17 protein-coding genes are annotated in these 20240 nt (G+C 54.3%); 7 read left to right on the top strand and 10 right to left on the bottom strand.

Annotated features, from left to right (window positions below; all coding sequences use genetic code 11):
- Nucleotide 1 precedes the first annotated feature (1 nt).
- From ACO08I_RS28575 to mnhG, 3 genes are read left to right on the top strand one after another with little or no spacing between them, the layout of a single operon-like run.
- Nucleotides 2-508 (top strand): Na+/H+ antiporter subunit E, encoded by a 507-nt coding sequence (locus ACO08I_RS28575; RefSeq protein ID WP_052516227.1) that lies wholly within the window; start codon nucleotides 2-4, stop codon nucleotides 506-508.
- A complete protein-coding gene (locus ACO08I_RS28570; protein ID WP_044224676.1) occupies nucleotides 505-795 on the top strand; it encodes a monovalent cation/H+ antiporter complex subunit F in 291 nt (96 codons plus the stop codon). Before ACO08I_RS28575 ends, ACO08I_RS28570 begins: the two co-directional genes overlap by 4 nt.
- Complete coding sequence (gene mnhG, locus ACO08I_RS28565; protein ID WP_421947883.1) at nucleotides 785-1150, top strand: monovalent cation/H(+) antiporter subunit G; 366 nt, start codon at nucleotides 785-787, stop codon at nucleotides 1148-1150. The genes ACO08I_RS28570 and mnhG overlap by 11 nt, the downstream gene beginning before the upstream one ends.
- 42 nt (nucleotides 1151-1192) lie before the next feature.
- Here the strand turns inward: mnhG and ACO08I_RS28560 are convergent, their stop codons facing one another.
- Nucleotides 1193-2578: a dipeptidase gene (locus ACO08I_RS28560; protein ID WP_044224670.1), complete on the bottom strand. Its 1386-nt coding sequence runs from the start codon at nucleotides 2576-2578 to the stop codon at nucleotides 1193-1195.
- Between the two features lie 59 nt (nucleotides 2579-2637).
- Nucleotides 2638-4005: a Na+/H+ antiporter NhaA gene (nhaA, locus tag ACO08I_RS28555; protein ID WP_421947882.1), complete on the bottom strand. Its 1368-nt coding sequence runs from the start codon at nucleotides 4003-4005 to the stop codon at nucleotides 2638-2640.
- A gap of 114 nt (nucleotides 4006-4119) precedes the next feature.
- Between nhaA and ACO08I_RS28550 the strand changes: the two genes are divergently transcribed.
- Nucleotides 4120-5271: a hypothetical protein gene (locus ACO08I_RS28550; RefSeq protein ID WP_282783385.1), complete on the top strand. Its 1152-nt coding sequence runs from the start codon at nucleotides 4120-4122 to the stop codon at nucleotides 5269-5271.
- Between the two features lie 83 nt (nucleotides 5272-5354).
- On the opposite strand, the gene ACO08I_RS28545 is transcribed toward ACO08I_RS28550, so the two are convergent.
- Nucleotides 5355-6899, bottom strand: a complete 1545-nt coding sequence (locus tag ACO08I_RS28545) for a hypothetical protein (protein WP_421947881.1) — start codon at nucleotides 6897-6899, stop codon at nucleotides 5355-5357.
- 304 nt (nucleotides 6900-7203) lie between these two features.
- On the opposite strand from ACO08I_RS28545, the gene ACO08I_RS28540 reads away from it, so the two are divergent.
- From ACO08I_RS28540 to ACO08I_RS28530, 3 genes are read left to right on the top strand one after another with little or no spacing between them, the layout of a single operon-like run.
- On the top strand, nucleotides 7204-8817 hold the full coding sequence (locus tag ACO08I_RS28540; protein WP_421947880.1) for a DUF1800 family protein: 1614 nt from the start codon (nucleotides 7204-7206) through the stop codon (nucleotides 8815-8817).
- A 20-nt stretch (nucleotides 8818-8837) separates the two neighbouring features.
- Nucleotides 8838-10862, top strand: coding sequence for a DUF1501 domain-containing protein (locus tag ACO08I_RS28535; RefSeq protein WP_421947879.1), 2025 nt, complete (start codon nucleotides 8838-8840; stop codon nucleotides 10860-10862).
- Between the two features lie 7 nt (nucleotides 10863-10869).
- Nucleotides 10870-14478: a T9SS type A sorting domain-containing protein gene (locus ACO08I_RS28530; protein WP_421947878.1), complete on the top strand. Its 3609-nt coding sequence runs from the start codon at nucleotides 10870-10872 to the stop codon at nucleotides 14476-14478.
- 74 nt (nucleotides 14479-14552) lie between these two features.
- Here the strand turns inward: ACO08I_RS28530 and ACO08I_RS28525 are convergent, their stop codons facing one another.
- The 7 genes from ACO08I_RS28525 to ACO08I_RS28495 all read right to left on the bottom strand — a co-directional run bounded on the left by ACO08I_RS28525 (nucleotide 14553) and on the right by ACO08I_RS28495 (nucleotide 20225).
- Nucleotides 14553-14753 (bottom strand): hypothetical protein, encoded by a 201-nt coding sequence (locus tag ACO08I_RS28525; RefSeq protein WP_421947877.1) that lies wholly within the window; start codon nucleotides 14751-14753, stop codon nucleotides 14553-14555.
- Nucleotides 14728-15369, bottom strand: coding sequence for an SDR family oxidoreductase (locus tag ACO08I_RS28520; RefSeq protein WP_421947876.1), 642 nt, complete (start codon nucleotides 15367-15369; stop codon nucleotides 14728-14730). The genes ACO08I_RS28525 and ACO08I_RS28520 overlap by 26 nt, the downstream gene beginning before the upstream one ends.
- 44 nt (nucleotides 15370-15413) lie before the next feature.
- Nucleotides 15414-16367 carry a radical SAM protein gene (locus ACO08I_RS28515; RefSeq protein WP_421947875.1) on the bottom strand — a complete coding sequence of 318 codons (954 nt, stop codon included), beginning with the start codon at nucleotides 16365-16367 and terminating at the stop codon, nucleotides 15414-15416.
- The gene (locus tag ACO08I_RS28510; protein WP_421947874.1) at nucleotides 16364-17098 is read right to left on the bottom strand and encodes an ABC transporter ATP-binding protein; all 735 of its coding nucleotides are present in this window, start codon (nucleotides 17096-17098) and stop codon (nucleotides 16364-16366) included. Before ACO08I_RS28510 ends, ACO08I_RS28515 begins: the two co-directional genes overlap by 4 nt.
- A gap of 282 nt (nucleotides 17099-17380) precedes the next feature.
- Nucleotides 17381-18148: an ABC transporter permease gene (locus tag ACO08I_RS28505; RefSeq protein ID WP_421947873.1), complete on the bottom strand. Its 768-nt coding sequence runs from the start codon at nucleotides 18146-18148 to the stop codon at nucleotides 17381-17383.
- Nucleotides 18145-19002 (bottom strand): ABC transporter permease, encoded by an 858-nt coding sequence (locus ACO08I_RS28500; protein ID WP_421947872.1) that lies wholly within the window; start codon nucleotides 19000-19002, stop codon nucleotides 18145-18147. The genes ACO08I_RS28505 and ACO08I_RS28500 overlap by 4 nt, the downstream gene beginning before the upstream one ends.
- A complete protein-coding gene (locus ACO08I_RS28495; RefSeq protein WP_421947871.1) occupies nucleotides 19002-20225 on the bottom strand; it encodes an ABC transporter substrate-binding protein in 1224 nt (407 codons plus the stop codon). Before ACO08I_RS28495 ends, ACO08I_RS28500 begins: the two co-directional genes overlap by 1 nt.
- Nucleotides 20226-20240: the final 15 nt, after the last annotated feature.

Raw genomic sequence — 20240 nt, 5'->3', positions numbered from 1 at the left:
CATGGTTATACTGATCAACCTATTCGTAGCTGTACTGATGACCTGGTTCACCCAAGCCATCTACCCTGGCATCCCGAATGATGGGTTCGCCACCCTCCTGCTGTTTGCCGGCTGGAATATCGTACTTTGGCTGCTCACCTTTTTTTACAGTCCGCATTCCTTTCACAAGTCCCGGCAGATTAGCGCCCTTGTCTTTTTTTACCTGAAAGAGCTCCTTACCGCCTCCCTGCGTGTCGCTTATGAAGTACTCACCCCACAGGACCATATGCAGCCTGCAGTGGTCGCCATCCCGCTTGAAGCAGAGACGGACTTCGAAATCACCCTGCTGGCCAATTTCATCACCCTGACGCCAGGTACGCTGAGTATTGATGTTTCCAAAGACCGGAAGACGCTCTACGTACATGAGGTCTATGTAAAGGCAGGAGATACAGAAAGCGTGAGGCGGCAAATCAAGGACGGCTTCGAGAAAAAAATCCTGAAAATCACCAGAAACCCGTATCAAGTATGAGCCTTTTCACCATCGCAGCTTACATCGCTATCGCCATCATCAGTATCAGCACGATACTGACGCTGGTCCGGTTTTTCAAAGGGCCGAGCCTGCCGGACCGGATTATTTCCCTTGATGTCTTTTCTGCCAACCTTCTTGCCGTACTGGCCATTTACTCCGTTCTGTCTGAGGAGAAAGCCTATCTGAATGTAGCCCTGATCATGTCGCTGATTGCTTTTGTGGGCACTATGACCTTCGCTTACTACCTGGTACAGAAACGGGAAAAATCCAAGAACTATGATCAATGATCTATTCAGTGCCGCCTTTATGCTTGGCGGCTCTATCTTTATGCTGATTGCCAGTATTGGCATGGTGAAGTTCCCGGACTTCTACATCCGCAACTCTGCCAGTACCAAAGCCGTTGTTTTGGGCGTTTTGCTGATTTTGCTGGGCGTTGGGATCCACTACAACGACACGATGATCTTTATTGAGATTTTCGCCATCCTCCTGTTTATTTTCCTGATCGCGCCCTTAGCCGCTCATATTGTGTCCCGTGCTGCGGTCATCACGGAGGTGGGATTCTGGGAAAAGACCGGCCTCAGCGAACTTGAGGACTACAAGAAGGAGCAGGATAAGGAAGCTAAAATCACAAAAGTGGAGTAACCCTTTGGGATTACTCCACTATGCAGTCTTTATCTTCACGCCTTACTTCGCATCAGCGTAATGCGCAAAAAAGTAAGGAATCGTCTCGATACCTTTGTAAAAGTTGAACAGCCCGTAGTGCTCATTGGGCGAGTGGATGGCGTCGCTGTTGAGCCCGAATCCCATTAAAACGCTCTTCGCATTCAGCACCTGCTCGAACAAGGCTACAATGGGGATACTGCCCCCTTCCCGGGTGGGGATGGGCGTTTTGCCGAATGCCATTTCCATAGCCATAGAAGCCGCTTTGTACTCCGGCGTATTAGTTGGCGTTACGGCAGGCTCGCCGCCATGGTGAGGCGTCACAGTAACTTTCACGGAAGCCGGAGCGATACGCTCAAAGTGCTGTTTGAACAGCTGCGTGATTTTCTCCGGGTCCTGATTCGGCACCAGGCGCATGCTGATTTTGGCATTGGCTTTGGAAGGCAGCACCGTCTTCGCGCCTTCTCCAATGTATCCGCCCCAGATGCCGTTGACATCCAGGGTTGGGCGGATGGATACGCGCTCCAATGGCGTATAGCCCGCTTCGCCCTGTACGTCCCCGATTGCGAGGTCTTTCTTGTACTTTTCCAAGTCAAAAGGGGCTTCGTTGAGCTTTTTGCGCTCAGCCTCCGACAGTTCCACCACATCGTCATAAAATCCGGGAATGGTGATGTGCTTACGGTCATCCATCAGGGAGCTGACCATATCGCAGAGGACATTGATCGGGTTGGCTACGCCACCACCGTAGACGCCAGAGTGCAGGTCGCGGTTGGGGCCTACCACCTCCACTTCGAGGTAGCTCAGCCCGCGCAGCCCAACGGTGATAGAAGGGACATCATTAGCGATGATAGAGGTGTCAGAAATCAGGATGGTATCGCACTTAAGCTTTTCCTGATTCTCCCGGCAAAAGATACCGAGGTTGGCGGAGCCTACTTCCTCTTCGCCCTCTATCATAAACTTGATGTTGCAAGGCAAAGCGTCCTGTGCCATCATAGCCTCAAAGGCTTTGACGTGCATAAAAAACTGCCCTTTGTCATCGCAGGCCCCACGGGCATAAATGGCACCGTCCGGGTGTGCTTCCGTCTTTTTGATAATTGGCTCGAAGGGCGGGGATTCCCAGAGCTCCACCGGGTCGGGCGGTTGCACATCATAGTGGCCATAAACGAGTACGGTGGGCTTGGCAGGATCGATTATTTTCTCACCATAAACAATGGGATAACCGGCGGTCGGGCAAACCTCCACACTGTCAGCACCAGCTTTCCGAAGGCTCTCAGCCACAAAGTCTGCTGTTTTGAGTACATCTCCTTTATAGGCAGGGTCTGCACTTACCGAAGGAATACGCAACAGGTCGAGCAGCTCGTCCAGAAAGCGGTCCTTGTTTTCCTGAATATAGTCTTGTACAGCTTGCATAGGCTTAGTATTTGGCGGGTTGATTAACGCGCCAAATGTAAGGAAAAAACGGGAACAGATCAGACCGTTTGCTCCTGACCTGATGCGGCGACGGACTCCAGTTCTTCCTCAAGCGGTTCCCGAAGCGTGTAGTGCAGGAGCAGATACCCTGCTGTACCTGCCACAAAAGAGCCTATGAGTATGCCCAGCTTTGCCTGAGCCAGCAGAGCAGCTCCCTCAAGGGCGAGGTTGGAAATAAACAGCGCCATAGTGAAACCGATCCCGCCCAGCAAGCCCAGCCCGACCATTTGCACCCAGCCTGTTCGCAGGGGAAGATCGGCAATCCGGAGCTTTACAGCCAGCCAGGAGAACAGGACAATCCCAATGACCTTTCCGAAAAGCAGCGCCACCGCAATATTCATAAACAGGGGCTGACCAAAGACCTCACCGCTCCCTCCAAACTTTATCCCGGCGTTAGCCAGCGCAAAGAGTGGCATCACAAAAAACGCGACAAAGTCATTGAGCTGATACTCCAAACGCTGTAGCGGCGGGAGCACCGAGCGGGCCCGCTTTCTCAAATCCTGCAACTGATGGACTTCCGGGTCGGGAATAAAAGGCCCTCCACCGTCAGCCTTCTCCAACCTGAATTCATCCAGGAAATCTTCAATACGATCGGCAAACCGGCGGGCCCGCAGCTTATTAGTAGCTGGTACCGCCATAGCCACTAATACCCCGGCTATGGTCGGATGAATGCCCGACTTAAACATATAGTACCATACTCCCAATCCTCCGAGCAGGTATATCCAGTTGCGTTTGATGCTGAACATATGGTTGCACAAAAACAAAAACGCCAGAATTCCTCCCGACATGGCAAGGGCACCCCAGTGAACTTCATGGGAATAAAATACGGTAATGACGAAAATCGCTCCAAGGTCATCGACGATAGCAAAGGCTGTCAGAAATACTTTCATGCCTAGCGGTACCCGGCTGCCCAGCAGAGAGAGTATCCCTATAGAGAAGGCAATATCAGTCGCCATGGGAATCCCCCACCCCTTCATGCCCGGACCGGCATCCTGAAGCAGAAAAAATAAACCGACCGGGACGACCATGCCTCCAACGGCAGCCAGCAGCGGCAGCGCTGCCTTGCGCGGAGTGGACAATTCACCGTCAATGACTTCCTTTTTTATTTCCAGCCCTATGGTAAAGAAGAAAATGGCCATCAATCCATCATTTACCCACAGCAGCAACGGCTTGGAAAAGCTGTCTTCCCCAATCGAAATACTCACCGGTGTATCCCATAAATTGAAATAGGCAGGAGACAGAGGGGAGTTGGCCCATACCAAAGCGATCACCGTGGACAGGATAAGCAAAATCCCACTCGAAGACTCATTACGGATAAACTGTCGGAAGGGAGCGGCGATGGACTGAAGAAGTGTTTTAGGCTGCATGTAGCGATTGACGTGTTAACCAATTGATTTCCAATAATTTTGAATTGTCAACTATTGAACATGGAAATCAAACCCCATGTTCTAACAGTGAAATCAGTCATAAAAAATCGTAATATGCTCAACCGACAAACCTTCCATACACTTGCTCAGGTCAATACTCCCAATTGTGTAAGCATCTATGTGCCGGGGTATCCTTCCGAACGGGGTATGGAGAGCCGTTCTTTTCTGAAAAAGATGCTCAATGATGCTGCGGACCGGTTAATACAAAGTGGTATGTCCGACAAGGATGCCCGGGCCTATCTGTTCAATGGCTATGAATTGCTCAATGAAACAGAACGCTGGCAACAGCTTGAATCGAGCTATGCCCTTTTTATCGGCCCGGAAATTTTCGAAGCCCTGGAGCTCAATCGTCAGGTATCGCCCCGGTTGATTGTAGACCAGCGGTTTTACCTGCTGCCTTTGATTAGCGAAATGAGCGCCGCCGGCGAATTCTATGTCCTCGCCCTGGGCGAAACATCAACAAGCCTGTACCGCGGCGACGCCAACTCCATACAGCCTGTACCTGCCGATGAACAACTCCCCAAAAACATGGAATCGGCATTGCAAATGGATACTGAGACGCGCAATGTACAAATGAACCGTGGTGCGGCTGCCTTCGACACTCCTATTTTCAATGGAGAAGAGATGGGGCACGACCATCGCCTTAAACAATACAAAAGATACTGCTATCAGGTAGATCAGGGCGTGCAGGCCATCCTCGAAGATGCTGATGCCCCGGTCGTTTTGGCAACGACCGACCAAATCGCGCCTATCTACAAAGAAACCAGTGACTATACAGATATCGCCCCCGTTCATATCAGCGGCACGCCGGAGCAGCTGTCCAAACAGCAGATGCATGAGCAGGCGCTGGAAATCATTCGCGACTTCCACCACAACCAAAAAGACCGTAAAATAGAGGGCTTCAGTGATTATGATGCAAAAGAACTTGCCTCCTCTTCCGTATTTGAAATCCTGCCCCGAGCCTACAAAGGTGAGGTGGAGACCCTCTTTGTAGCGGAAGGACAGAAACGGTGGGGTACTTTCAGCCCTAAAAGTGGTAAAGTCGAATTGCACAAAAGCCGACAGAAGGATAGCGAAGACCTAATCAATCTGACTGCCATTTACGCCTTCCTCAGAGGCGCAGGTATTTTCCTTGTGAACCAGGATGACCTTCCTAATTCCAGCACCCCGATTAATGCCATTTACAAGTCAGGCAACGAATCCTGATCTTGAGGGGTCTGACTTACAGAACAAAGAACTGATTCCCCCCAATCGGCCGTCTGCATCATTCGTGATGTGGGCGGCTGTTTTTATAGCGCTGCCTTAGCTCTAAGTGCACCATTGACAGCGAGCGATCGGCCTGGCCCTCTTTCCTGAGCCATTTCATACATTTCCAGGGCTTTAGCATAAGACGCCTGCTCCATAAGGTAATCGGCGTAGAATTCGTAGGCGGGGTACACAATCTCCGGTGGCCCGTAGCTGTAATCATTTTTGTGCTGCGTATTGACCGCCCTGACCATATACTTTTCGGCTTTCTTTTCGTCCCCTCTAAGGCGCCAAAGCAGTGCCTTTAGCTCCAGCTCCATCACCTCCGCCTGTTTGACCTCCACTTTATTGGCACTGCCCCAGGCACTGCTCGTGCTGCACATGGGTGCTCCCCCCGTAGCCATGATCATGGTTGCCTGCTGCCGCTTGTCCGCCAGTGTGTCAATAATGCCCGCCAACAGCGTTTCATCCTTCTGCCGGTAAGCCTGATAGCCCTGCAGGAAATACCCAACCGCCTGATGGCTGATATTGAGGTCATCCAGTTCCACTTCCGTAGCTGCCAGTGGGTGGTCCCATTTGCCGGTCTCCACCAGGAAATTGCCCAGCATGCGTACCAGGTACGACCGGGCGGTAACCGAAGGCAACTCCGTTGTGTAGCCTGCCATTTCCGTCAGGATTGCTTCGGCTTTTTCAAAATCCCCCTTTTGCAGATAACCATACTGCAGCCAGTGGAAAGCGTGGTAACTCCGGGCATCGTTGTCCAGTTCTTTTGCTTTCATACGCTGCACGCTCGCATCGTAAGAAGCAATATTCGAGTTGACAACTTCGTCCCACATCCCCATAGCCACATAAATATGAGACGGCATATGCAGGGCGTGGGCGGCATCGGGGGCAACTTTGGCATAACTATTGGCCGCATCGAGCGCCAAACGGGCGTGCCCCGGGTCATCGTAGGAATGAATAAGATAGTGCAGTGCGCCCGGGTGGGCCGGATTTTCCCGGATAATGCTCTGTGCGATGCCTGCGCCTTTCTCAAAGACCGCCTTATCACGGCCCGCCTGCACACTCCCCAGCAGGGAAAGCGCGTAGAACGCAGCCACTTCCTGCTGCCCCGGATACTTTTCGTACAGTTCGCTCATGAATTCAGCGTATGCCTGATCCCGATCCGCCTTCTCGCCCTCTCCATACAGCACATGCAGAGAGCGGACCAGGTCCTTTTCCAAACCGGTCCCTGCTTTAGCCAGCTGCTGATTCAGGTTTTTGCCCAGTCGTGCCATGGTACTCCGGCCTTTCTCCGCCTGCTGCCGGTGCCAGATCGGCTGATTGTAGGTCATCGCTTCGCCCCAGTAAGCCATGGCAAAATCCTCATCCGTTTCCTGCGCTTTCTGAAAAGCCGCACGGGCATCTTCGTATTCGAAGCTGTGCAGCAGCAAGAGCCCCTTTTCGAAATAGGGCAATGCCTCCGGCGAACCCGTAACTTTAAGATCAACCTCTCCCAACTGATAGGGCTCAGCTTCAGCCGGACTGCCTGATTCACAACCCACTACAACAAACAACAGCAACAGCCAAAAAACAGACTTCAAGGACATAGCAACTTTTTTTACAAAGCTAAGCATTAATTTATTCCTAAAAACCCTCGGGGATAATTGGGAAAGAAAACCAAATATCATTAATATTGACCAAAGGCAAAGTGACGACTTATTATTTCACTTCTCCTCGTCCTGCTAAAAGCTTAGTTTTCGCGTTAAGCAAACACTTCGCAATCCTACTACAAAGATTTTTTACAGGTTCTACCTAAAGACTGTGTCGGGACTTTAGTCATCGGTGCCCGCTTCCGTTTTGGGGTACCTGAACCCTGTAGTACATTTATCTACTTACACAACCTATTGATCTATGGCGAACCTAAGTCCCCGGCCGGGAGTACTGGGCAACAGACTTGCAGCTCATTTGCTTCGGCGGGCTTCCTTTGCTGTCTCCAAAGACCGGATTAATGCATTTGCCGGTATGACGGCAACGGAAGCAGTGGAAACACTCCTGGCTATACCTCCTCTCGTGCATCCCGAAGGGCCCATCAACTGGATGGATGGCACAACCGCCTGGCTCACCACCGGCCCCTACGATAACGGCCCCGACACCTTCATGGGCAGAAAGCGGCGCGCGGTATGGCTTTGGGTGGTGAATGAAATGCTTCATGACTCGTCCGTGCGGCATAAAATGGCGCTGTTCTGGCATAGCATTTTCGTCACAGAGGAAGACCGCGACTGGTCTGAATTTGACCTGTTCAGGCTGTTCCAAATGTACGCCACCGGCAACATCAAAACGCTGGCCTGTAAAGTCACCCTCGACAATAAAATGCTACGCTATCTCAACAATAACAACAACCGGCGCGATAGCCCCAACGAAAATTACGCCCGGGAATTCCTGGAGCTTTTTACCATCCTGAAAGGGCCCGTGCAGAGTACCGGCGATTACACCAACTACACCGAAGAAGACATCAAACAGGCCGCCCGCGTCCTCACCGGATTCGACGATGAAGGCTTCGATAATAAGGACCCGGAAACCGGGCTGTCCACCGGACGGGCCATCTACAACCGTCACCACGCGGGTTTCAAGACCTTTTCCGCTGCTTTCGGAAACCAAACCATCACCGGCGCTACCGACGAGGCCGATATGTACCGCGAGCTGCAGGACTTCGTGGACATGGTCTTCAACCAAACGGAGACCGCACGGGCTTACGTACGGCGCCTCTACCACTTTTTTGTAAAAGACATCATTAGTGAGGAAGCCGAGCAAACGATCATACAACCGCTTGCAGACCAACTCTACAATGATGCATACCATATCGAAAACACCCTGAAGACCCTGCTGTGCAGCCGTCATTTCTACGATGAAGATGACAGCAACGCTAAAGACGAAGTGATCGGCGGAAAACTAAAAAGCCCATTGGATTACGTCCTCGGCGCCATCAACCTCTTTGATGCCAATAAAATGGGAGTGCTCAATAACAACGTGGAGCATTACGACACCACCGCTCAGCGCTTTTTGTACAACCACCTGGAGCACATCGGTTTTACCTTCTACCCCCTGTCTGTAGAAGGGTATCCGGGTTTCTTTAAAGCACCCAATTACAGTAAATTCTGGTTCGATCAGTCCACCATCGCCTACCGGTTCCGCTTGCCCTATGCACTATTGGAGGGCAAAACCGTTCAGAACAACCGCGACATCCCGTTTCAGGTTGACCTCGTCGCTTTCTTCCGGGACAATTTCACCAATCAGGAGTACGCAGACGAACTGGTCCGGCAGTTTTTGGAACTCACTTTACCGGAAATGCCACAAGGCGAACGATTTGACTACTTCCTACAGAAACTGCTCGGCGACCTCAGCCCCATCAACTGGATGTTTGAATGGCAGGGCTATCTGCAGTCCGGCAACGATGAGTCCGTCAAAGTCGCACTCACCGACCTCTTTGAAGCCGTCGTGGGCTCACCGGAATTCCAAACTTTCTAAAACCGACCAACACCGAAATCATGAACAGAAGAAACTTCCTTCAACAATCGGCAGCACTGGGGATGTACCCCCTACTGGCCGGCGCGATGCCGCTGAGCGGAATCGCCTCGACCACGCCTTTCCTGCCCAACCCCTGCGAAGTGACCGACCGAAGTGTCGTCATCATATTCCTTAACGGTGCCAATGATATTTTCAACACGGCGGTGCCTTTATCCCAATTTTCAGCTTACACCCAATTCCGCCCCTCCATCTACTTGCCTGAACAAAGCCTGATTACCCTGGACGACAGCCTCAGCGACGATCAGGCACTCGGGCTGCACCCCCGCCTTTCGGCCTTCAAAAACCTGTACGATGATGGCTTACTGACGATGGTGCAGGGGGTGGGCTATGATCAGCCCAACCGTTCCCACTTCAAATCTACGGAGAACTGGCTGACCGGTAGCGGTGGTGCCCTGCAAAATGAAAGAAGCGGCTGGATGGCCCGCTTCCTGGAAGACCGCTACCCGGGCTACAACGGCACGCCCTTTGACGGAGAACCGGATCCCCTGGCCCTCCTCTTTGGCAACACTATCTCTACCGGCTTCCACTCTGCGGCCGAGCACCGCCTGGAGATCAACCTCTCCGGGCAGGACCCGTCCGGCTTTTACACCATGATCTCCTCCCTTGGCGGTGCGCCGATTATGGACATTCCCGATACGGACCACGGTGCTATGCTCAACCACATTCAGACCATCAGCAAAAGTGTGAATGTCTACGCTTCCCGGATTTCAGATACCTTTAACAACGGCACCAATTCGGCAGACTACCCCAATAGTTCCCTCGGCAATCAGCTCAAAACCATTGCCCGGATGATGGCAGGGGGCAGCCGCACCAAAATTTATATGGCCAGCAAAGGTGGCTGGGACAACCACAATAATATGGTGCAGTACAACAACAATACAGAGGGCACTCACGCCAACCTCCTCGGCGACCTAAGCGAATCCGTGGCGGCTTTCCAGGAGGATATCCAAAACATGGGCCTCGACAACAAGGTGCTAACCGTAATTTTTTCAGAATTTGGCCGCAAAATCATACAAAACGGCAGCCGCGGCACCGACCACGGTACCCTCAGCTCCATGTTCCTCATCGGCCGGGGCGTGGACGGTGGCGTGATCGGCAACAACATCAATCTGAGCGATCAGGACAATCCCGGTGCGCCCAATCCTGAACAAATTCAGTACGACTACCGGCAGGTGTTCTCTACTGTCCTTCAGGACTGGCTGGGGGCCAATGATGATTCGCTTAGCAGCACCTTCAAGCGGCAGGAATACATCGCCAATCGCCCCACTTTTATCAACGAGAGCAACCTGGTGCCCGACGCCTGCTACTATACCCCTCAGCCACCCGTGACCTGCGCCTGTATACGGGTGCGCCTGTTTCTTGAAGGCTTCTACGATCCGCAGCGGCAGCAAATGCATACCCAACTGCTGGACCGGAATGCATTGCCGAACACTCAGCCCTACACTGCCGCCCCCTTGAACTACAATGGCACCGAAACCGTAACTACCTGGCCGGAAGATACCGTTGACTGGGTGCTGGCCGAGTTGCGCACTGCCAATAACCTCGCCCATACCGTAGCCCGCAAGGCTTTCCTCCTTCGCGCCGATGGACAATTGATGGGCACTGATGGTACCGCTGGTATTTCCTTTGATGGCGTACCGGATGGCACTTACCACCTGGCGGTATTCCACCGGAACCATCTGGCCGTCGTCTCCGCTGAGCCTGTTCCCACAGACAGCCCGAACTTCCAGTATGATTTCACAACCAGCGAAAACCGAGCCCTCGGTGACCGGCAGCTAAAAATCACCGGACAGGTTTGGGCCATGCGCGGTGGCGATGCCGACCACAACCACATCGTCAACAATCAGGACTACAACCTCTGGACCACCCAACAGGGACAATCCGCTCATTACGACAACTATGACCTCAATGCCGATGGCCAGATTGATGCCAACGATTTCCAGCTCTGGCGCGGTAACCGCAGCAAACTGGGCCAATTAAAATAACCGAACGATGAAAAGAACGATCACCTATATTCTGCCGCTGGTATTCAGTCTTTTCACCAGCGGTCAGCTGCTGGCCCAAAGCGTTGCCCTGCAGCTCGATGCCTCCAAAGACTGTAACCTTTACCGGTACTGCACGGATATCATCCTGGCGTCCGATAGTGGTGAGCCCGTCCGCATGGGCACCTCCTCCCTGCTGCTGACTTACAATGCCGAAGCACTTACGTTTCATAGCTATGAGCCCCTGGCTTATAACGGTGGGCAAGACTGCCTCGATGGTACGATGAGCCCGTGGTCCGCTCATGAATACGATGCCTACTCCCACCCCGGTGAATTCAGCCTGACCTTACTGCTCAACGATGCTATGCCGCCCTGCGCGGAAATGGACGAAGCTCCTGCAGTAACCATAGGTACGGTTTGCTTTGACGTCAAACAGCAGGGCAGTGCTCCGGAGATCAGCTTTGATGCCGCCCACACCTCCCTCAACAGCCGGCAGCCCAATAACGGAACGGCTGCATTGCCCGTTTCCTCCTGGCCCACTTTGTCGGAGGCAGGGAGCCTGGCCTGCGACTGCCCCGGAGCAGGAGCGGCCTGCGATGACCAAAATGTGTACACCGTCAACGACCAATACGACAACAACTGTAACTGCAAGGGCGTCGCGCTCGATTCGGATGGGGATGGCATACCCGATGGCGTAGACCCCTGTAGAAATCTGGCTTACGAAGCAGAAAATTTCCTGGAGGGGAATATAACTGTGCACAACCATATTCCCCATTTCTACGGAGATGGCTTCATCGATTACACCAACGATACTTCAGAGTTTATCCTCCTTCAGGTTGAAACGAGTATTGACGGGGAGCACCAATTCACCTTCCGGTACACCTCCGACCACCGCGACCGGTTTCTGCAACTGGCCATAGATGGGGAAGTCGTTGTACCCGCCCTTTTGTTCCCGGAAACCACCGACTGGGAAGACTGGCAGGAGATAACGCTTCCACAGATTTTGTCAGCCGGCACACATGAAGTCACCCTGCGCCCGGTAGATGGCTGGGGCCCGAACCTCGACCGCATGGTGGTTTCCATTTGTGACGGCTGTACCGACAGTGGCAGCCCCTGCGACGATGGCGATCCCTGTACGATTGATGATGTACTCGACCGGGACTGCAATTGCGGTGGCCGGGTCATTGACGAAGACGGGGATCAGATTCCTGACCTTTGCGACCCGCACGTAGGCACTGCGGCTGATTTCCCCCTGGAAACCGGCATCGCTCCATCTGTTACCGAAAACTGGCAGACGATTACCCTGGCCGAAACTTACGATTCCATGGTAGTCATTGCCACCCCACACCTGATGCACAAAACCGACTTGCCAGTAGTAACCCGTATCCGGAATGCACAAGGCAACAGCTTTGAGCTGAGGATTCAGAACCCGGGTGGGACAACTTCCGCTAACTACGCAGTTTACTATGCAGTGGCAGAAGCCGGTACTTACTCCACTGAGCACGATGGCATCAAAATGGAAGCCCGCCTGGAGCCCGCCACAAAAACTGCCGATGCTTCCAACTGGTGGGGCAACCGGGAGCAACGGACTTTCCGGCAGTATTATGAAAATCCGGTCGTGCTTGGGCAGGTGATGACAAGCGAGAATGATGCCTGGTCCGTATTTTGGGCCTCCCGGGGCAATCATTCCGCCCACCCTCCGGAAATGAACAACCTGTCCGCCGGCAAACATAAAGGCGAGGACTACCACACCACCCGCACGGATGAAATGATCGGCTTCCTCATCATCGAAGCCGGCTCCTATCAGGTCCGCAACCGGATCCTGGAAGCCGGGCTGGGCAGCGACATCGTCCGTGGCCCCAACAATAATGGCTACACCTACGACCTCGACAACCCTGAAATCCGGGGCGCGGTGCTGAGTGCTGCCGGCATGGACGGCGGCAATGGCTACTGGCCGGTCCTCTTTGGAGAACAGCCCATAGAGCCCGGCCTGATCCGAATGGTAGTGGATGAAGATCAAATCCATGATACAGAGCGCGGGCATACCACCGAACAGGTTGCCTATCTCGCCTTCGAAGACCGCATTTGCCGGTACGATGGTGATATGGATGGTATTTGCGATGCGGAAGATGTGTGCCCCGGCTTTGACGATATGGCAGACGAAGATGAAGATGGCCTACCCGATGCCTGCGACGACTGTAACGACAACCTGATCGGCCGCCCCTGTGACGACGGCATTGCCTGTACGATTCTCGATGTCTACACCGAGGACTGCGGCTGTGCAGGTATCCCTATGGACAGCGATGGAGACGGCGTCTGCAACTGGGATGACATTTGTGAGAACGGCGATGACAATACCGACACCGATAACGATGGCATACCGGATGCCTGCGACCCGAACGTAGGCGATGCCACCACGATGCCCATAGAAACCGGGTTAATCACGGGCGTTTCAGATACCTGGCAAACGGTTACCCTTAACCGGAGTTTTGAAGACATGGTTGTTATCGCCACCGTGCAGCTACCCAGCTATGACTACGCCCCCGTGGTCCCGCGGGTACGCAACGCCAGCGGAAACACCTTTGAATTAAAAGTCCAGAACCCGGGTGGATCAACGGACAGCCTCTACGATGTCCACTTTGTGGCAGTGCAGGCCGGCAAGTACCAGGCTGCGCACGATGGCGTCACTATGGAAGCCGGATTCGTAAGCGCCCTTGAAACGGCGAATACCGGCTCCTGGTGGTCTGCCCGCGAAAAACGCGAAATGGAACAATCCTACACACAACCAGTGCTGCTGGGGCAGGTCATGAGCGAAAACGATACCCGGTGGTCGGTATTTTGGGCATCAATGGGCAACCATTCCGGCAACCCGGCCGCGCCTGACAATTACGCTATGGGCAAACACGTCGCTGCCGATACCATCACGGACCGGGCAGTGGAAACCATCGGCTACCTCCTCATGGAAGCCGGACAGTACAACCTTAGCGGCGTTATGCTGGAAGCTGGAGTTGGACCGGCTATCATTGGCGGTCAAAACGCGAGTGATACCTACAATACAGTTGTTCCCGCCCCTAATGGTGCTGTTCTCAGCGTAGCAGGCGTTAAGGGGGGCGACGGGCATTGGCCTGTCCTCTACGGTGCAGAGCCTTTCGGCAATCAGTCCTTCGAGTTATCTGTAGATGAGGATCAGATTTCCGATAGCGAGCGCTGGCATATGGACGAGTCTATTGCCTTCATTGCCTTCAACAACACCAATGCGACGATTCCGAACCTGGCGCTGACTACGCCTGACACACCGGAGCCGGCGAGCCAGATTGCAGCGGTTAGTCCAACGCAGGAAGCGCCCATTACTCCGGGTGCCCAACTCCAGGCTTTCCCGAACCCGGTTTATGATGCGGTAACGGTCAATGCGAACGTCAAAAGCGGCACTCCGTGTACCCTGACTGTAGTAGATATGAATGGCAAGGTCCGCCTGACCCGCATTCACCCTCAAACCAATAGTGCGGTACTACAAGAGACCCTGAACCTCAGCCACCTGCCCAACGGCTACTACTTCCTCCGGCTGACCGATGGCGGCCGGGACCGAACAATCCGGCTGGTAAAGGTTAACGGTCAGTAAAAAGATTATTCCCCCTTATTTCAACTGCCCCCCCCGGACCGTATAGCAATATGCGGTCCGTTTTTTATTAAAAATCAATCCCAGCGCTCCTCATCGTACGGAATAATGTAAGCCTTAATAGTTGTGCCGTCAAAGTCTTCCTTCCCTTCCCGCACAATGTCCGGGTAAGCAATATTGTTGGGGCAAAAGACGAGGTACAGCCCGGTGGTGAGGCCGAGGCTTTGACAGTAGTAGGCGAGTTGCCGTTTATTAAATCCGCTCCACCGCCTGCTCAATCGGCTGATCTCCCTGCAGCATCTCATAGGAACCCCGGTAGGTATTCGGGCGGTCCAGGATTTCCTTTATAGTGGTGGCCACATCTTCGCGGGGGATTTCACCCATGCGCTTCTGCGTACGCTCGCCGATGTCTACCTTGCCCTTCCCGCTGTCGTTGGTCAGGCGGCCCGGCTTGAGGATGGTGTAGTTCAGCCCGGAGGATATGAGGTGGTTGTCAGCGGCAGCCTTGGCCTCGTAGTAGTGCTTCATGGAGTCGGGCCATTCCTTTGGCTCAAAGTCGGCACCGAAGGCACTGACCATAACGAACCGGTCGATGCCCCTGGACTTGGCTTCGTTGATGGCTTTGACGGCGCCCTTTTTATCGACCAGTTCGGTTTTCTCCTCCCCGGTATCGGCGCCAGAGCCTGCAGTAAACACCACGGCATCTATGCCCTGAAAAGCATGGCTGATGTCTTTTTCCAGATCGGCCAATACCGGATTCGTCCCCTTTTCCTTGAAGGCGCTAACGTCTTCTTCCTTCCGCACCATAGGCACCGGCTCGTGTTGGCTGTCTTTAAGTTTATCTACCAGTTGCGTGCCGATTTGCCCGTTCGCTCCAATAATCAGTACTTTCATAATTGCTTTTACTGGTGAAAGGCAGGCGGGCAGCAGATGTTCGTTTACGCATTCACTACCGGCAACTCCACGAAGGTATCCGGGTTCATATCCTGCAGGTGCTCGTTGAAAAAGGCATCGCAGTACAGACAGATATTTTCCAACTCGCGGGTGCGGGCTTTGGCTTCGGCCTCCGTTACGCCCAGGTGCTCGCCCATGCGCCAGGGGTCGCCTTCGTTGAGCTTTTTGAAAACGGGGTGCTCGGCCATGCGCACCAGCACATCAGCTACTTTTTCCTTCCGGGCATCGCCCATGGGGAATTTCGTGCCCGGGCAGCAGGGGTTGATCCGCCACAGCTGAATGCTGATTTCCTGCGGGATATCCTCGTAGCCGCCCAGGAAGTTGCGGGCACCGGAGAGGATGGTGCAGAAGTTGTGCTCCGGGTCACGCTTCCAGATATCTTTTTCTATGGCACGCCCCCTTGCCCAGTTGCCGCCCAGCCACATATCTTCGGTAGCGCCCCATGCCCCCCAACTCAGCGGATGGCCATGCAGGTAGTTTTGCTTGTCCACCAGCGGGTCTTTGTCCTCTCCGTTGACGCCCCGGGACTCGAACAGCTCGGCCAGCTCCATCAGCCGGGCGCCGGCCTTTTTGTGGAAACGGTCGATGCTCGCGATGTCGAAGCGGGTCACGCCCTTTTCGATGAGGGTGTCCAGGATTTCTTCGGTCAGCAGATCGCCGTTGGTTTGCAGCATGATTTGAGTGCCCTGATCGGTGTAGCGTTCCCGCAAGGCATCCAGGATGTTGTACAGCTTTTTGCGGTCCGCGATAGGCTCTCCCCCGGAAAGAATGATGCGGTCGATGCGCTCCGGCAGGTTATCGATGATCATCATGCACTCTTCCTCGCTGATGCGGGCACCATAGGGGCCGGAATCGTTGTAGCAGTGGTCGCACTCGTCGTTACACAATTGGGTAAAGACCCAGTATAAAGATTCGCAGTGATTGAAGTCTACTTTCATTTTGTCAGTTTTAAATCATGGAGATCTGTCCAAAACCGGGCCTCTTCCCGGGCACCGGTGGATTCATCCGCGATAAATTCGGCGCGGCTGCCGTATATTTTTAATTGTCCGCCTTGCATCATGCCGAGGCGGTCGCCCATGAGCATGGCTTCCTTGAGGTCGTGGGTGACGAAGATGGCGGTCAGGCCAAGGTCTTTAGCCACCCGTTTGAGCAGTTGCTGCATGCTGCGGCGGGTCTCTGTATCAAGGGCCCCGAAGGGCTCGTCCAGCAGCAGCACCCGCGGCTCGATGATCAGCGCCCGCCCGAAGGCTACGCGCTGCCGCTGCCCACCCGACAGTTGTTCAGGCATTTTGCGGGCTTGCTCCGGCAGTTCGAGCCGTTCCAGCAGTACGTTTACTTTTTTCTTGATCTCCGCTTCCGGGCGGTGCCGCAGCCGCAGCCCAAAGGCGATGTTCTCAAACACGTTCAGGTGGGGGAACAGCAAGGCCTCCTGATAGAGGTACACGATCCCCCGCTGATTGGCCGGAACGGGCGACAGGTCCTGCCCGTCGAGCAGCAATTGCCCGCGGTCGGCAGTTTCCAGGCCGGCCAGCACCTTGAGCAGGGTGGTTTTGCCGCTGCCGGAGCGCCCGAGGATGCTGAGCATTTCGTGCGCCTGTAGGGTGAAGCTGAGGTCCTGCAGGACGGCTTCTCCTTTGTATTTTTTATTGATGTTTTTTATGTCCAGCATTGGCTGTTTGTTACCCATGTTTCGCACCTAAAGGCGCGTTTACCTACATTTCGCACCTACGGCGCGATATGCATATGCATTTTGTTCTACCCATGTTTCGCACCTAAAGGCGCGTTACCTACATTTCGCACCTACGGCGCGATATGCATATGCATTTTGTTCTACCCATGTTTCGCACCTAAAGGCGCGTTACCTACATTTCGCACCTACGGCGCGATATGCATATGCATTTTGTTCTACCCACGTTTCGCACCTAAAGGCGCGTTTACCTACATTTCGCACCTAGGGCGCGATATGTTTTTGGAAGACCACCGCCCGGTTTAGCCACAATAGCGCCACCGGTGGCAATATCAGCAGGCAGCTCGCCAGGGCCGCCAGAAAGATATTAGCTTCGTTCACGTACTGAAAGACCCGCAGCGTCAGCGTTGGCACCTTCCCCACCCCGATCAGATTGGTGAGCCCGTACTCGAACCAGGAGATGAGGAACAGCTGAAAAAAGCAGGTCATCAGCGCGCCCTTTGCTACCGGCACCAGCACTTTGGCGTAAGCCTGAAGGGTACTGCCCCCCAGCGTTTTCACCAGCTCCTCCATACTGCGCAGCCGCTCATTCCAGAAGCTGCTGAAGAAAATGACGCCGTAGGGAAAGGTGATGAATAACTGCGCCAGCAATACGCCCCCAAAGGTCCCGTACAGCCCGCCCACTATGAAAAAGAACTGCAGGCAGGCCGCCAGGATGACTGGCGCAAAGACGTACGGAAAGTACGCCAGGCTCAGCCAGGCTTCCCGCTTCGGGTGGTAGGCGATGTGCCGGCTCACCCAGAAACTCAGCCCCGTGGACAGCGTAGCCACACTTAGCGATAACAACACAGAAAGCAGCACACTGTTGCCTAAGCCTTCACTGCCGCCCAGTACCAGCTGCCAGTTGCCCAGCGACCACTGCTCCGGAAAAACAGCCGGATAAGGCCACTGCCGACCTACCGAAAGCATCAGCAGGAAGGCAAAGGGGAACAGGATCAGCCCGATCAGCGCTATTTTGGTGAATCTGCTCATGCGCGGCCCATTTGTTTGCGGTTGTACCAAAGCAATCCGCCCAGCAGAGCCACCACAAGCACAGTATAAGCCACGCTAATGGCATAGGCTTCCGGTATATCGCCCAGATTATAACGCTGCAGCCGCTGAATGGTCCGCACCGATACCATCTGCACCGACTGGCTGCCCACCAAAAGTGGGATTTCGTAGCTGCCCATGACGAACATGAAGTACAAAAACACCGTGGCCAGCCCCCGCCGCAACAGCACCGGCACCGCCACCCGGAAGATGCGCTGCCGCCCTTTCGCGCCAAGCGTAGCCGCCAGGTGAAGGTACTCCCCCAGCCGCTCATTTTGGTACAGATTGGCGAAGAAGATGGTAAAAAAGGGCGTCGCCATGATCACATGCGCCACGATGATACCGATGCCATAATTGTCATTTACCCAGTCCGGGAATTGCTCCAGCGCGCTGATGAGCCCCAGCTGATGCGACACCCGCGACAGCCAGCCGCCTTTGCCCAGCAGTTGGAAGATGAAAAAAGCCATCACAATCGCCGGAATACTCAGCGGCAGGTAGATGAAAAACGATAACTCTCCCTTCGTGAAAGCCTGAGGCGAGCGGAGCACCAGCGCCAGAGACAACCCCAGCGCAATCAGGATACTCACCGCCGCCACGTACAGGCTGAAGCCCAGGGTACGCCAAAATGCTGCATCCCCCAGTATCTCCTGCCAGTGGGCCAGGGTGAAGCCCTCCGCCATGACGCCCGTCAGCCCGAGGCTGTAGAGCAGGGCGTAGCTCACCCCCGCTACAATCGGCACGGCCGAAAGCAGGACAAACAGGCTTCTGCCCCCGTATGCTGCCCAGCGCTGCTGCATCAGCCTTCTATGATTTCTTTACGAAAATCTTCCGCCAGGCGGATCATATACTCCGGTGCCAGCTCCATCAGCGCTCTGTCCTGAATAGCCTCCCGGTCGGGCGCGTACTGCCGGTTGGGGAGGTTGCGGAACTTAGCCGCCCAGTCATCGGGCAGTTTATCGAGGCTGAGCACGGTGCCATCGCCCCAGATGGCCGGGTCCATTTTGCGGTACTGTGCTTCCGGGGAGATCATGAAATTAGCGACCACCATGGCAGCAGCTTTGTTGCCCGAGTGTTTGGCGATGCCCAGATAGTGGGAATTCTGAATGGTGCCCGGCTCCCAGACGTAGCCACGGGCGCTCTCCGGGAAGACGCCCTGCAGCACCTTGTTGTCCACTTCGCAATCGTTATTGCTCATGGTGAAATGCAGCTCGCCGTTGGCAAACATCTGATGCATGGGCGCTACGCCTTCCGGAAAGGACTGCCCTTCCTTCCATAGGTGGGGTTTGAGCTCGCGCAGATATTCCCATAGCTGCGGGGCGTACTGCTCGTATTTGGCTTCGTCGAAGTCGCCGGCCAGCGCCTCCTGCCCGCCCGCGATATCAATCAGCAGGGCCTTAAGGAAAGTGAGCCCGGTAAAACGGGTGTCGATGGTAAAGGTGCCGGGATGCTTTTTGGCGTAAGCCAGCAACGCCTGCCGGTTCTGTGGCGGATTGGGCGTGCGCAGGGTATCGTAAATGATGGCCATCTGCACGTTGCCCCAGGGGCATTCGTACCCGTCTACCGGCTGCTGAAAGTCGACGCCAATAAAGGGATTGTCCAGGTCGATGTACTGCGCATTGGGCAGCTGTTCCGTCCATGGACCGTGCAGCCCTTTGATTTGCCGCAGCTGATAGAAGGTCTCCCCATTGATCCACATCATATCCACTTCGCTCTCGGTTTTGCCGGCCTGCAGCTCTGCCATCATCGTCTGTACGATGGTCGAGCCCTGCCCGCTTACGATGTTGAGCTCGATGCCGTAGCGCTCCTTCACCTCCGGCTTCACATAGTTCTGCATGTAGTCGTTGATGAGGGGGTCGCCTGTCCACATCATGTGGGTGAGGGTGGCGCCTGCTGCTCTTGCATTGATTTCCTCCCAGCTCATTTGGGAGAGGTCTTCTTGTATAGCTTCCGGTGCGCTGCTATCCCCGCAGGCGGAGAGCAAAAGCGCCATCAAAAGGCTGAAAAAAGTAAGTCTTGTCATGGTTTTTGCTTCGTT

Source organism: Phaeodactylibacter xiamenensis (assembly GCF_965229835.1).
Lineage (GTDB): Bacteria > Bacteroidota > Bacteroidia > Chitinophagales > Saprospiraceae > Phaeodactylibacter > Phaeodactylibacter xiamenensis.
Note: the sequence above shows the minus strand (reverse complement) of the source record. Positions and strands in the feature narration are given on the sequence as shown.